At 41.2% G+C, this 13281-nt stretch carries 12 protein-coding genes; 8 read left to right on the top strand and 4 right to left on the bottom strand.

All coding sequences use genetic code 11. From position 1 onward, the window contains the following. Positions 1–88 precede the first annotated feature (88 nt). The 5 genes from H6G86_RS01030 to H6G86_RS01010 all read left to right on the top strand — a co-directional run bounded on the left by H6G86_RS01030 (position 89) and on the right by H6G86_RS01010 (position 6325). A complete protein-coding gene (locus H6G86_RS01030; RefSeq protein WP_190932719.1) occupies positions 89–1663 on the top strand; it encodes a CPBP family intramembrane glutamic endopeptidase in 1575 nt (524 codons plus the stop codon). A 604-nt stretch (positions 1664–2267) separates the two neighbouring features. Next, complete coding sequence (locus H6G86_RS01025; protein ID WP_114084755.1) at positions 2268–2543, top strand: TM2 domain-containing protein; 276 nt, start codon at positions 2268–2270, stop codon at positions 2541–2543. 217 nt (positions 2544–2760) lie between these two features. Beyond that, positions 2761–2940 (top strand): hypothetical protein, encoded by a 180-nt coding sequence (locus tag H6G86_RS01020; RefSeq protein ID WP_163928754.1) that lies wholly within the window; start codon positions 2761–2763, stop codon positions 2938–2940. Between the two features lie 135 nt (positions 2941–3075). Then, positions 3076–5502, top strand: coding sequence for a heavy metal translocating P-type ATPase (locus H6G86_RS01015; RefSeq protein WP_190932718.1), 2427 nt, complete (start codon positions 3076–3078; stop codon positions 5500–5502). 325 nt (positions 5503–5827) lie between these two features. Next, positions 5828–6325: an FHA domain-containing protein gene (locus H6G86_RS01010; protein ID WP_163928721.1), complete on the top strand. Its 498-nt coding sequence runs from the start codon at positions 5828–5830 to the stop codon at positions 6323–6325. A 72-nt stretch (positions 6326–6397) separates the two neighbouring features. Here H6G86_RS01010 and H6G86_RS01005 read toward each other — a convergent pair whose 3' ends face one another. Then, the gene (locus H6G86_RS01005) at positions 6398–6745 is read right to left on the bottom strand and encodes a hypothetical protein (RefSeq protein ID WP_190932717.1); all 348 of its coding nucleotides are present in this window, start codon (positions 6743–6745) and stop codon (positions 6398–6400) included. Between the two features lie 300 nt (positions 6746–7045). Here H6G86_RS01005 and thyD point away from each other — a divergent pair, with 300 nt between their 5' ends. Beyond that, the gene (gene thyD / locus H6G86_RS01000; RefSeq protein ID WP_190932716.1) at positions 7046–7966 is read left to right on the top strand and encodes a thylakoid membrane protein ThyD; all 921 of its coding nucleotides are present in this window, start codon (positions 7046–7048) and stop codon (positions 7964–7966) included. A gap of 111 nt (positions 7967–8077) precedes the next feature. Here thyD and H6G86_RS00995 read toward each other — a convergent pair whose 3' ends face one another. The 3 genes from H6G86_RS00995 to H6G86_RS00985 form a co-directional block, all read right to left on the bottom strand. After that, positions 8078–8326, bottom strand: coding sequence for a DUF8620 family protein (locus H6G86_RS00995; protein ID WP_012407305.1), 249 nt, complete (start codon positions 8324–8326; stop codon positions 8078–8080). 138 nt (positions 8327–8464) lie between these two features. Next, positions 8465–8887 (bottom strand): tetratricopeptide repeat protein, encoded by a 423-nt coding sequence (locus H6G86_RS00990; protein WP_163928719.1) that lies wholly within the window; start codon positions 8885–8887, stop codon positions 8465–8467. A gap of 153 nt (positions 8888–9040) precedes the next feature. Beyond that, positions 9041–9397, bottom strand: a complete 357-nt coding sequence (locus tag H6G86_RS00985) for an iron-sulfur cluster assembly accessory protein (RefSeq protein WP_012407303.1) — start codon at positions 9395–9397, stop codon at positions 9041–9043. Between the two features lie 325 nt (positions 9398–9722). Here H6G86_RS00985 and H6G86_RS00980 point away from each other — a divergent pair, with 325 nt between their 5' ends. Beyond that, positions 9723–11366: a DUF6930 domain-containing protein gene (locus tag H6G86_RS00980; protein WP_190932715.1), complete on the top strand. Its 1644-nt coding sequence runs from the start codon at positions 9723–9725 to the stop codon at positions 11364–11366. 1678 nt (positions 11367–13044) lie between these two features. Then, positions 13045–13221, top strand: a complete 177-nt coding sequence (locus H6G86_RS00975) for a ribbon-helix-helix domain-containing protein (protein ID WP_174710394.1) — start codon at positions 13045–13047, stop codon at positions 13219–13221. Positions 13222–13281 lie beyond the last annotated feature (60 nt).

Here is a 13281-nt window from a genome sequence, read left to right as displayed (position 1 = left end):
TATTGATGATATTTATCCACCTCTGACTTTTTCTTGCGATAATTCCCAAGGGGGACGCGCTCTCCACTGGTTAGTCAAAGGGGGATAGATGACATTCAAGCGGTTGGTTTTAATTTTTGTGCTAACGCCGATAGCAGTTCTGTTGGCAGTTTCGGCTTTATTCGGTAGTTGGCAAGAACCCCAGTTCCAAAGTCGCCTGGAACTGTACCAAACCAATATTGCTTTGCAGGCCCAAGCTTGGCAATCAGAAGATAGCGGTGATGATAATCTTCAAGGGATTCGGGAAGCGATACTTGGTGAGCAACCCCTAGAAAGCGCCACAAAGCAATATCAGGAGGCACGTCAGTCAGTTCAAGCGAATTTGGACAAAGTTAACAATAAGCTTGCACAATTACGCTCTCAATCTGAAATAACTCCCACACCTCCTAAACCTCTACCTGAAGTTCCTCCGACTACTAAAACCTCTAAACAAGGAAAGCAACAGTTACAGCAGTCCCTAAAGCAATTACAAAAATTACTCGCTGAATTAGACCTGCGCCTGGGAATTTTGCAAGCACAGCAAGGACAGACGGATACAGCCCTGAAAACTTGGAGCGAATTACAAAAACGCTCAGATGTCAATCCAGAGTTTGGAGAAACCGCAGCTGTATTGAGTGGACTGTGGAGCAATCCTCCCCGTCTGCTCCAAAATGCTCAAGAACGGATTCAAAAGAATTTAGAAGGTTGGTTTCGCTCTACTGCTTTGGTTCAGCTATACCAACTCCAACAACGACAAGATGCTTTATTAGCAGTAAAAGCTGCACAAAAAGAAACTGCTGCTCAAGCGGTGTTGAAATTAGCGGTTATTGGTACTATTCCTACCTTGGCGGCTTTAATTGGTCTAATATTACTGATTTTATTATTTGCTCAACGCTTGTTGAAAGGAAAAGCCTCGTTAGTAGCTCAAAATGCTGATATTCCTTGGTCAACGCCTTGGGATGGTGAAACGGTTTTGCAGGTTTTTATTGTAGGCTTTTTCTTTATGGGGCAAATTTTTGTGCCCTTGGTGATATCGGTGCTACCCATCCCGCGCCCTATTGTTGATGTGCGACTTCAGGCTTTTTCTGTTTTGGTTAGTTACCTATTGGTAGCATTCGGTGCGTTGTTAGTGCTGTATTTCTCTCTCAAGCCATTTTTTCCGTTACCGGAATTTTGGTTCCGCTTCCGTTTTCAAAATAACTGGTTTCTGTGGGGACTGGGCGGCTATTGTACGGCTTTACCTATAGTTGTGATGGTATCTTTAATCAATCAACAGCTATGGCAAGGACAGGGTGGTAGTAACCCCCTGCTGCAACTGGCCTTAGAAAGCCAAGATGGGGTAGCACTTGGTATATTTTTCTTTACAGCAGCGATCGCAGCTCCATTTTTTGAAGAAATTCTGTTTCGTGGCTTTTTGTTACCTTCTCTAACTCGTTACTTACCCGTATGGGGATCGATTATAATCAGTAGTCTGTTGTTTGCGATCGCTCACCTCAGCTTGTCGGAAATTCTTCCCCTGACAGCATTGGGGATCGTTTTAGGGGTAGTTTACACGCGATCGCGCAACCTCCTTGCTCCTATGCTCCTACACAGCCTTTGGAATAGTGGTACATTATTAAGCCTGTTTGTTTTAGGTAGCAATTAATACTTGTATTACACTGTTGCTAAAAATATAAATATCTGATTTTATCTGCTTATGTAAGAACAATTTACTAGTTATAATTGGTTACAAGCATAAATACTAGCTGAAAAGCCAATTCAGATAATGCTGTTAAGATAGACAACAAAATATCTAGTTAAGCATTTATTCTTATCCGGGTGATTTTAGCCAATAACTGAATCTTGTCATTGGTGCAATGGTGTTTCACTACCAGTGGAAGCGATCATAAAAAAACCCGGAAATAATACTGATGGACTTGTAAAAAGTGGTATAGCAGTTTTCAATGATTATTGAGATTTATTCTTCTCAAGACCAAATGTCTTACTTAAAAATCTGCAAAACTTCTGCAACAGAGTTTGCAGTTATTCAATCCACCAAAATTTATTAAGGAGCGCCAGATTTTCAAGCTATGCCGCAAGACATTTTAGCGTCTCCTCTGGATTAGAAGCACGCTGATTTTAGTCATTTTGGGGCTTACTTGTACTGAAAAAATTAAAAATCTATTTATTAAGCAAGTAAATCTATTTGCTTTGATTACAATAAAGACTTTATTTTTATATCACTTACTTATCAAGGAGCAGCATGTAATATGTCAAATCTCAACCCCAGTCACCCTACCAAACAACTTCTAGCTGGTTACTGTGGTATTATCCTTGGAGGATTTGGGGTTCATAAATTTATTCTAGGATACGCTCCAGAAGGCTTTATCATGTTGGTGGTTTCTGTAGTAGCGGGTTCTTTTACCTACGGTATTGCCTTGTTAATTATGCAACTTGTAGGTTTAATCGAAGGCATGATCTATTTGAATAAGTCCCCAGAAGAATTTGTCAATACCTACTTTGTGAATAAGCAGGGCTGGTTTTAACTCCCTCCATTTAATAATTGTTTTTGCCGTTTTAATTGAATGTACATTGGTGTTTGAATTATTTCCTTATTCTTTGTCATACGAAGGGAAATTAGTTCGGTGGGGTTTACTAGGATTCTCCTGTACACCCCCAATACTTGTCGGTTAAGGGGGAAAGGGGAAAGGGAAAAGAAAAAACCTTTAACCTTTAACCTTTTCCCTTATGAATCCTACTGCTATGCTAACCATCAAACGTAAACAGCTGATCTGGATACTGTTCTTGTTGTTGGGCTTTGGCTATTTCAGCGCCATGTCTAATTTGGAAATTCACAATTTTTGGAAAAGCCTGATTGTCCTTATGCCAATGCAGGTTGTAGCTATCATTTATGTGACTTATCTACGCTGGAGTCGTCAGTGACCCTTAGCGAAGTACGATAAATTAAGAAATTTAATAGGGTTGACATACAGTCGTAGTTCCATATTTAGCCTACGCTCAAATTAGAGACGCTTTTAGTCAGGCGTTGAATTTCTGTAGCGAATCTAAACACTTGCCATGCAACTTGTCCCAAAAACTAAGCTAGCCCCAGAACTTGACCCAATTTTAGAGAAAATTATTCTTGATGTTGGAGGTATGAAGTGTGCTGGGTGTGTGAACGCGGTAGAACGACAGCTAACCCAACATCCAGGAGTCAAGAGTGCCTGTGTGAACCTGGCCACAGAGGTAGCAGTTGTAGAGTCAGAAACTGGTGCGGTAGATGCAGATGCACTAGCAGAGAGATTAACAGCCGTTGGATTTCCAACTCAACCCCGAAAAGCTAGGGGCACAGTCGCAGGCGAAATATCTACCTTACCAGATCCAGCAGAACGACAACGCCGAGAAATGCGGTCTTCTGTGAGGCAGTTGGCGATCGCTGCAATGTTGCTGTTATTGTCGGGAAGTGGACATTTTGGTAATCTTGGTAGCTCGGTGCTGCCACTGTTAAATAACATCTGGTTTCACTGTGGATTGGCTACAGTGGCGCTATTAATTCCCGGTCGCCCGATTTTAGTAGATGGCTGGCTAGGCTGGCGGCGAAATGCGCCTAACATGAACACCCTGATAGGATTAGGAACGCTGACAGCCTACATTGCTAGTTTAGTAGCATTGCTCTTTCCCAAAATGGGTTGGGAGTGCTTCTTTGACGAACCAGTCATGATGTTGGGCTTTATTTTGTTAGGAAGAACATTAGAGCAACAAGCTAGAGGTCGCGCTGCTGCTGCATTTAGGAAATTGCTAGCACTCCAGCCACAGGTAGCGCGATTGATTGCCAACCCAGAAAAAGGAGGAGTGGGATCTTCTAGTGTAGAGATTCCTGCCGAACAGGTGCGGGTTGGTGAATGGTTACAGGTGCTGCCAGGTGATAAAATTCCTGTTGATGGTGAAGTGGTGCTTGGTCAAACAACGGTCGATGAATCCATGTTGACTGGGGAAGCCGTGCCAGTAATTAAGCAACCGGGAGATTCGGTGACAGGGGGTACACTAAACCAATCAGGAGCGATCGCTATTCAGACAACCCGGACTGGAAGTGATACAACTCTAGCTCAAATTGTTGCTTTAGTAGAAGCTGCCCAAACTCGGAAAGCCCCAGTACAAAAATTAGCCGATACAGTAGCTGGTTACTTTACATACGGAGTGTTAACAGCATCTTTATTAACGTTTGTCTTTTGGTACTTTTTCGGTACTCATCTTTGGACTAATATCACCATGTCTGGTGAGATGGAGATGATGAGCCACGCTACACATCAAGCTCCCTACTCCCCTTTATTAATTAGTTTAAAACTAGCGATCGCAGTTATGGTAGTCGCCTGTCCCTGTGCTTTAGGACTTGCTACCCCAACAGCTATTCTTGTTGGGACTGCTATGGGCGCAGAACGGGGTTTGTTAATCAAAGGCGGCGACGTTTTAGAAAAAGTACACCAGTTAGATACCGTGGTATTTGATAAAACTGGCACTCTGACTACAGGTCATCCCATCGTGACCGATTGCTTGTTAATTTCAGAAACGAGAAGTGGGAATCCCTACTCTCTAATCCAACTAGCAACAGCCGTAGAAAGCGGTACTCACCACCCCCTAGCAAAAGCGATTCAGCAAGAAGCACTGCGGCAACAGTTATCGATTCCAGAAGCTGTGGACTTTCACACGGAACCAGGATTAGGAGTGTCTGCTGTGGTAGAGGAAACAGTTGTACTTTTGGGTAACTGGGACTGGTTGAGTTGGCACGGTATTGCAATTAGTGAAACTGCACAACAGGTAGCACAGGATTTGGCAACAGATGGTAAAACAGTCGTTTGCGTAGCAGTTGGGGGAACTCTAGCCGGACTAATTGCTGTCTCTGATACCCTCAGACCAGATGCCCAATCCACTGTAGACAAATTGCGTCAGATGGGATTACGGGTAATGTTACTCAGTGGCGATCGCCCGGAAGCAGCTAGCGCCATAGCCAAACAATTAGGATTAGATAGTGCTGATGTGATCGCGGGTGTCCCCCCAGCGAAAAAAGCAGCTGCAATCAAGAATTTACAACAAGCAGGGACAAAAGGAACTCCTAACTCCTCACTCCTCACTCAGCACTCAGTAGTCGCAATGGTAGGAGATGGAATCAATGATGCTCCAGCTTTATCCCAAGCAGATGTAGGAATTGCTTTGCACTCTGGGACAGATGTGGCAATGGAAACTGCTGAAATTGTCTTAATGCGCGATCGCTTAAATGATGTAGTTGAATCTATTCAGCTTAGTCGCGCCACCTTCAACAAAATCCGCCAAAATTTATTCTGGGCTTTTGCATATAATACAGTTGGCATTCCTTTAGCAGCAGGTGTTTTGTTCCCTAGTCTGGGTTTTGTCCTTAACCCATCTGGTGCTGCTGCATTAATGGCTTTTAGCTCTGTTAGCGTCGTCACAAACTCAATATTATTAAGGCGATTAGCTCGTCACTCGTAGAATACTTTGTTGAACCTAAAATTTCCCATAGCAAATCTTAGTCATTCCCATCTCAACTTAACAATTTTTAATTCGTAATTACTAATGACGTTCTCTACGAGACGCTGTGCGTAGCTTGCTTCTTGTAGAGAACGTCATTACGAATTCGTAATTATTTGTTACACTGAGTCGATGTTCAGGTTTTACGCAGATCACAAAGCCTGTTAAGACACCTACAAAAGCTATCATAGCTACTGGAGTAGAACGACCAAGTTCTACTCTTTCAAGGTATTATGCAATTTTAAAGCTTATTTAGATTAGCACCACAGATTGACGGTGCCCGAAAATGGCAAAATACGATACGAAACAAATCTTGTTAAATCACAGTTCCACCGATTTGTCAATGGCAGCAGAAACTAATGAAAACCATCTACTGATTATTGAAGACGATCAAGGTCGCAAAGAATTTTCTCTGGAGCAACCCGTCTACTCTATCGGTAGAGACCGCGAGTGTAATATCCGTTTGATGTCTCAGTTTGTCTCCCGCCGCCATGCCACATTAGTCAGATTGCCACGAGAGCATAATAGTCATAGCTACTATTACCGGATTGTAGATGGCGATGCCAAAGGTAAGGCTAGTTCCAACGGTTTGATGATTAATGGACGTAAAATACCAAACCACGATCTCAGAAATGAAGACGAGATCGTTTTTGGCCCTCAAGTCCGTGCCATTTATTACCTTTTGAAAAATACTCAGCGTTTGGGACAAACGGATTCGAGCGAGTACGACATTACACTAATAAACCCCGGTATGGCCGAGGATTTAGAGGATCTGGGAGATTGAATTATAACTACCAACCACAATTTGACACTCTCACGGCTTAAAGCCGTGGGATTGTCAATTTAATTACCAAAGCTATCCTGCAATACTTTCAATCAAATGCCAATGGCGGCTATTTTCAATAGCCTGCTTGATGAATTCAAACATTTGTCGGCAGTAATTATCTAGTTGGAGAGGTAGTTCTTCATTTTTAATCACAATACTCATCCGGGTTTCTGTTTCAGTAGATTTTGATTTATCAAGCAGTACTTCTACTGTGATCAATTTAGGAAAAGGAACATTACCAGGAGTCTGACGAGCGATAATGTAATCGCCCGTGTGGTATTGAATATCCAACTGACAGTCCTGTAGAAGTTCTACAAGTAACGGCAACAGATGGTCACTAGCAACAGAAACAATAAACGAACAGGTATAGCGAGCCATAATAGCCCCACGCCTTGCAACACTCCGTCCATCCTATAATACCGAAGCATCTAAACGGAAAGTCATTCAAAAAGCAAAGTTTTTGAGTTTTGAGATTAGGCATCACCAGATATACATCTGACTTACGCAAAACTACATGCTGTACGGGCAATTAATGAATTGCCGCTACTTTAGAATCAGGGTTTTAGCTATTATTTCCGTCTGATACAGTTGCATTTGTTCTATCCACAAAGAAAGTGCTGTAGGCTGAAAGTTTGATCAAAAACTTTACAATAAGAGTTTGGCTGAGGTAGAAAATGAATGAAAGTAGCAATTACTGGAGCAACAGGATTTGTCGGTAGTCTTTTGGTACAACGGCTCCACGGAAAAGGTCATAAAATAGTAGTATTAACTCGGAACACCGCTTTTGCTCAAAAGGTTTTTCCATCTGAGGCTTTCCCCAATGTAGAAATTGTTGCCTATACACCAAATACATCTGGTTCTTGGCAAAGTGTCATAGCTAGTTGTGATGGCGTAGTTAATCTGGCAGGAGAACCGATTGGTGAAGGGCGCTGGACACCAGAACGTAAACAAGAAATCCTCAATAGCCGAAAGTTAGGCACACAAAAAATAGTTGAAGCAATAGCTAATGCTAACCCCAAGCCAACTGTGTTAATTAATGCTTCGGCTATTGGCTACTACGGCACCAGTGAAACGGCAAACTTTGATGAAACAAGCCAATCTGGTAACGATTTTCTCGCCCAGGTCTGCCAAGCCTGGGAAGCAGAGGCAACAAAGGTAAAAGATGCTGGTGTACGACTGGTAATCCTGCGTTTTGGGATTGTTCTGGGCAATGGTGGGGCTTTAGGTAAAATGATTCCACCTTTCAAACTCTTCGCTGGTGGCCCCATTGGCAGTGGTCGGCAGTGGTTCTCATGGATTCACATAGATGATTTAGTTAACTTGATTATGCAAGCTTTAACTAAACCGGAAATAGAAGGCATATACAATGCTACTGCCCCTAACCCAGTCCGAATGGCAGATTTAAGCCAAACTTTGGGACAAGTGATGAATCGCCCTTCTTGGTTGCCCGTTCCGGCTTTTGCGATCGAAGCTCTTTTAGGAGACGGGGCTATAGTAGTTTTAGAAGGTCAGCAAGTCCTTCCTAAGCGCACTGTGGAAACAGGATTTGAGTACAAATATCCTAATTTAGAGTCAGCACTAAGACAAATTCTTGCGTAGAGTCAAAGGGAATGGGAAAGAGGCAAAGGAGTAGGGAGCAAGGGAGAATAGTTTTCCCCTCAGTAAGAGCAGCACCCTGCCCCTTTGCCTCTTTTCAATCTCCAATCTATTTTATTCTTGACTAGAGAGAAATTTTTTGGAAACCCAACTGATAATACCACTGAGAATTGCACCGCCCATGAGGATGCCGATCGCTGGGTTAAATACGGGTTGCCAAAGTTGATGCCACAAATCTAAACCCAAATTTACTCCCACAGAATCACCGATCGCAGCGATCGCTAACCAGACAAAACCAAACAAAACCAAAAAAACATCTGCGACTAAAACTGTGTTTAGCCAATTTAACAATTTATCTTTCATCTACCCTGTTGTCTAATTGCCCAAAATTTTGTGACTGCTAACTAAGCTACGGATAAGTTAGAAGTGAGAGTTATCGACTTAAATTTAACTCCTCACTCCTCTACAGACGCGATTGCTCGCATCTGTATTCTTAACTTCTCACTCCTCCAACAGCCAATTTTTGACTTTTGTCAAACTCTGCCAATCTGGTTTTCTAGTTAAACCGTCTTCGATACTGCTTTTTATTTCATCGCGCCATTCTGGGTTGACAAAAATTAGCTGTTGTGCAATGTCAATATGTTCCCGTAAACCTTTTTGACCTGTTTCCAGCATTGCTAAAGCGATATTGACTCTAGCCTGTGGGTCTTGTGGATTTAACTTGACAGCCTTCTGTGCAGCTTTGTAAGCCAAGTTGGGCTTGTTATCGAGTAGATACAACCACGCCAAACAGATCCAAGCAGCACTCGTTTTAGGAGCGCGATCGCACACTTCTTTAAATACAGGGATTAAAGAATCTACTGCCTCTCCTGCTTTATAGCGTTCTAAACCTGTATCAAACAGGGATTCAACTGTTTGAGTCATAGTAAGTTTGTCAATAATCATTAGTTAATAGTCATTAGCCATGATTCAATAGTCATAGGCCAATAGTCAAGAGTTAGAAAACCTTGACTCTTGACTATTGAGAGCGAGTTCAATCAATATTGGAAAACCTCGCACGTGATCGGCTCCTCTTGGCTAAACCCCAAATGACTTGCCACAACCGCAAGTTTGGTTGGCATTAGGGTTAGTAAATTGAAAGCCACCGCCAATCATGGCATCGCTGTAATCGAGCATTAAACCGTAGAGATATAAGAGACTCTTGCGATCGCTGACAATTTTGAAGCCATCATAGTCAAAAACTTCATCCTGCGGGGTGATCTTGCTAGTGTCTTCAAAGTCCATCATGTAAGACATCCCAGAACAGCCACCCTGACGGACTCCTACCCGTAAGCAGAAGTCTGTGCCTTGCTTGTCCCGGAGGGATTTTACCTGGTGCAATGCGGCTTCGCTCAACAGAATTCCGCGTTGTTGAGACTGAATTGCTTGTGTCATCTGCTTTTTTCACTCCTTAATTAGTCTAAGCTTTACCCGATATCGGCTTGTTAATGCCTCTGGGTTTCCCTTGGTGTTTTTGTATTCATTCTAGCGGCTTAGATGTCGTTAGATGCCAAATTGTAAACACTCCGTTAAAAGCAGCCAAAGGTTTTTATTCTAGAATTGAGAGACTCAGTGTGTTTAGAGATTCGGTATTTTTGGAGTTCAAGCATGGCTTGTCTGAGAAGCAACTATCTTTCAGGTGCAGCCATAAAAACCTAATCCGAGGCTAGCTATCCCCCAAAGTTTACTTTCAAATTGCTTCTTTTGATTAACTTACTCTATGACAAGTTTTAATCGCTCTACCAGTCGTCGCTTGAAGAAATTAACTCAAATTCCTTCTGTATGGGAGGGCGATCGCCGTCCGTTGTCATCACCAAACCAGCATTCAGACTCCGAGGAAAAGGGAGAATGCATTCTTTGGGTAGATTACTCCCAAGGTGTTGTCCGAGGAATGGACGTGGTAGCTTCAGATGTTGGCCCAGAAGCAATCGTTCGTACCTTAATGCGAGCAATGGAGCATCCCCACAGTCCGGCAAGACCTGCTAGGCCCCAAAGAATTGTAGTCAAAGACCGTGAGATCCAATTTTACCTGCGGGGAGTGCTGCAAGATTTGGATATTGCTATTGACTACGCACCAGAACTGCCTTTAATTGACGAACTATTTCGCGGGTTCGCTGACATTCTCGATAGTCAAACTCCTGACTTACCCCCACAGTATGCACAAATCTTGCGAGAGAAAGCATTTGCAATTTGGCAAGCAGCACCTTGGGAATTTTTGGAAGAACAGCAAATTTTGTCAATCGAGATTAATAAGTGGGATGTTGGGACACTCTACGCCTCAGTCATGGGAATGCTGGGAATGGAGTATGGAATTTTGTTTTATCGCTCAGAAGAGTCTTTAAAACAGTTTCGCACCGCAGTTTTACAAGATGAAGACTCAACAGAGCATCTAGAAGAAGCGTTTCTCAAGCAAGATTGTCTGTTTCTTACGTTTGAGAGTGCTGATGAAGACGAAGATGAAGACGATGACGAAGAAAGTGATTTGGCGGATCTGCCATTATCAGAAATTGACCCTACTTTCGGTAATATCCACCCCTTAGAAGGACTGCGGTCTGTTTTGTATGACGAAGAAGCACTGGTAATCTTCGTTGCGATCGAAAGTCTGATCCGCTTTATTCGCGATCACCGCCGCCATTTGCATGAGGATATCTTCCCTACCCTCAGCCGTCGCTATCGCATCTCTCTGCCGCAGTCGGAAGAATCAACTAAATCTGTGGCTGTGACAGTCTCTACAATGCCGCAGTTAGCAGCAGAATTAGAGGAAATGGCAGGCTTTGGTGACGATGATCACGAAATTGGCAACCTTGACTCCTCAAATTTCCAATCATTGCAAGATGACTTGATACCGGAAGACTCCTTTCTCAGCTTAGGCGTAGTGTCCTGGGAAATGTTGGATCACCTCCGTAAGGGGGTAATCTACCATAAGGCTGGTGAAATTAAACAAGTGGGTGACGGTTTGCCGGTGATTTTAATTCAAACTTCTCGCCCCAAGGCTAAAACTGTAATTGAAAGAATTGAAGCAGCAGGAGGACTGAGAGCAATTTGCTTTAATCCAGGTGCCGATCCTTTTGATGGCGATCGCTACGATCTGGGTTTATTGCAAACTCAAAATGGTGAATTGTTCTTATTTGGTGAATTTTTAGATGAAGATCCTATTCATGTAGAAGCTCGAAAAAAATGGAATCAGAGGTGTAAAAATACTAAGGGCTACTGTGGCTTAATCATTGCTAAAGGATTAACAGGAGCTTCCCGTGGCAATCCTCAGTTACGAGACATGATGGCTTTATTTGAAACGCGATCGCTTTCACCGAAAGATTTAGGTATTGGCACTCTCCAACTCATGCCCCAACTCAAATTGGAATAGTTGCATTCATAGCTGTAATCTGATATTCAGGATTACGGCTATAAGAAATTAAGTTGAGATATATTTGATTCGCGTATTAACCAGATTCAGCGCTGAGAAGTTAGGGGAATTACTGAGTACTAAGTAAACTACAAAATACTTAGGTTTGATGCACCTATTACGGCAAGGCGGAAATTTATCTAACTTTGAAAAGAGGATTAATTTTTCTCTAAGTCTTGTTAATTGAGGTGTTAGCTGTATTTCTGCGAAGGTTTACTAGTAAATATCCCAGGATGACAGCTAACTTTACCTAAATTTCATGAAGTATCTATATTCTCATAGTTTTTCAGTAATTTTATTTGGATATTTATCAGTATAAATAAGTACAGACTACTATTTAATTATTTACCAAGTTGAGTTTAATCAAATTTAGCCGACGCACTTCAATCTTAGAATCTTTTTTTTACAACTTTTTGAGCTTAAAAGGTTGTCATATATCAATATCATTAAGCAAAAGCTCATATTTATCTATTTTTCTTTGTAATTTTTTTATAAAGTGTAAATATGAGTTATTTTATTGCCTAAATAAAGTTTATTTAAAGCCCATAAATCATGGCTATAATGAATACACTCAACAAAAATATTGAAGTAAAAAATTGCTTTTATGCTTACATTTACTAATCAATCGGGGTTTTAATGCAAGACTTTTTTGGCTGTATTTTTTCTCTTAGCTTAGATATTAATAAGCAAGTTTTTTAGCTTATTAATTGGCTAAAAATAATTGTCGTAACCTCAAAATAGGTGAATGTAAGGAATTGAAACAATACTGACTTTCAAACAAATTATATCGCTAGGGGGAAGAGAAAAAATATCTAGGATTTCATCATATATTTCCGGGGACTTAGTGTAAAAACATGAAACAAAAGTAAAATATTATTATCGTTGACAGTCAAGTAACATTCACGTCTATTCTTGGTTAATTTTTATGAGTGAAATTACAGATAATACTGTTAATTTTTACCAAAAGCTTTGGTTTTTTATACCCAGTGAGCTTAATCTTATACCCTTGTTTATGACTACAACATTAGCACGGTAAAGTAATCATTTTAATTGCAGTGAGCCAAAAGCCTTAACTATTTAAGTCGCTCTTAGCTTATTGATTACAGCAATGGATACAGATGGATGTTTGCTCTAGACCGATTACTTATTTGCCTACTTTTAAGTGATTGTTTCCGAGCTGTATATCTCACCTAAAGCCGCCTGTAAGACGCAATTTCAGCCTGACAATGATTCTAAAGCTTTATTTTCATCTGTTATACCAGATGTTCTCACCAAGTGGGTTTGGCAAACTTGATTAAGATATATGGTCAAATTATTTCGATAGAGAATAATTTTGCAAATCTTGATTGAGTCAACATTCGGTATCTCAAATTTATTTATAGAAGTTCATTGCCAGGCTTTACTGATGCTGTTAGTAGGTTTATCCTACTCAGAAGGAACTATGTGCTGTTTTTGCTGTCAAAATAGTAACAAATAAAGTGTAGTTTTTTGATTTCTTTAGAAAATTATGAATCCTTTGACAAAACGACAATTTTTAATATTAATGGTATTACTTGTTTCCTGAGACAAATTCTGATAATCTTATCGGTTCCCTCTTTAATTTAGACTCTTTCGACAATCTAAATATACAGCAGATAGCATGATAATGACAAATAAAAAATGGGCCGTTAAACGCATAACAGTTAATCTCGCAACGCAGGAAGCGGAAAAACTAGAAAAATATTGTCAACAAACAGGTAGACCCGCAACCGATGTGATTCGCGAACTGATTAGAAGTTTGCCTGTCTCCGACGATGGCAAAGATGTAAACAAGTAAGAACATACTTTCACTACTTACTAGATAACTGCTTTGCCACCAACAAAATAGCTCTGATAC

The organism is Nostoc sp. FACHB-133 (assembly GCF_014698055.1).
GTDB lineage: Bacteria > Cyanobacteriota > Cyanobacteriia > Cyanobacteriales > Nostocaceae > Nostoc.
Note: the sequence above shows the minus strand (reverse complement) of the source record. Positions and strands in the feature narration are given on the sequence as shown.

Bases quoted from the DNA above. Each gene is read 5' to 3' on its own strand.
- H6G86_RS01030 (WP_190932719.1), top strand. From the start codon at position 89: ATGACATTCAAGCGGTTGGTTTTAATTTTTGTGCTAACGCCGATAGCA.
- H6G86_RS00985 (WP_012407303.1), bottom strand. From the start codon at position 9,397: ATGACACAAGCAATTCAGTCTCAACAACGCGGAATTCTGTTGAGCGAA.
- H6G86_RS00980 (WP_190932715.1), top strand. From the start codon at position 9,723: ATGACAAGTTTTAATCGCTCTACCAGTCGTCGCTTGAAGAAATTAACT.
- H6G86_RS01020 (WP_163928754.1), top strand. From the start codon at position 2,761: ATGCTAACCATCAAACGTAAACAGCTGATCTGGATACTGTTCTTGTTG.
- H6G86_RS00990 (WP_163928719.1), bottom strand. From the start codon at position 8,887: ATGACTCAAACAGTTGAATCCCTGTTTGATACAGGTTTAGAACGCTAT.
- thyD (WP_190932716.1), top strand. From the start codon at position 7,046: ATGAAAGTAGCAATTACTGGAGCAACAGGATTTGTCGGTAGTCTTTTG.
- H6G86_RS01005 (WP_190932717.1), bottom strand. From the start codon at position 6,745: ATGGCTCGCTATACCTGTTCGTTTATTGTTTCTGTTGCTAGTGACCAT.
- H6G86_RS01015 (WP_190932718.1), top strand. From the start codon at position 3,076: ATGCAACTTGTCCCAAAAACTAAGCTAGCCCCAGAACTTGACCCAATT.
- H6G86_RS00995 (WP_012407305.1), bottom strand. From the start codon at position 8,326: ATGAAAGATAAATTGTTAAATTGGCTAAACACAGTTTTAGTCGCAGAT.
- H6G86_RS01025 (WP_114084755.1), top strand. From the start codon at position 2,268: ATGTCAAATCTCAACCCCAGTCACCCTACCAAACAACTTCTAGCTGGT.
- H6G86_RS01010 (WP_163928721.1), top strand. From the start codon at position 5,828: ATGGCAAAATACGATACGAAACAAATCTTGTTAAATCACAGTTCCACC.
- H6G86_RS00975 (WP_174710394.1), top strand. From the start codon at position 13,045: ATGATAATGACAAATAAAAAATGGGCCGTTAAACGCATAACAGTTAAT.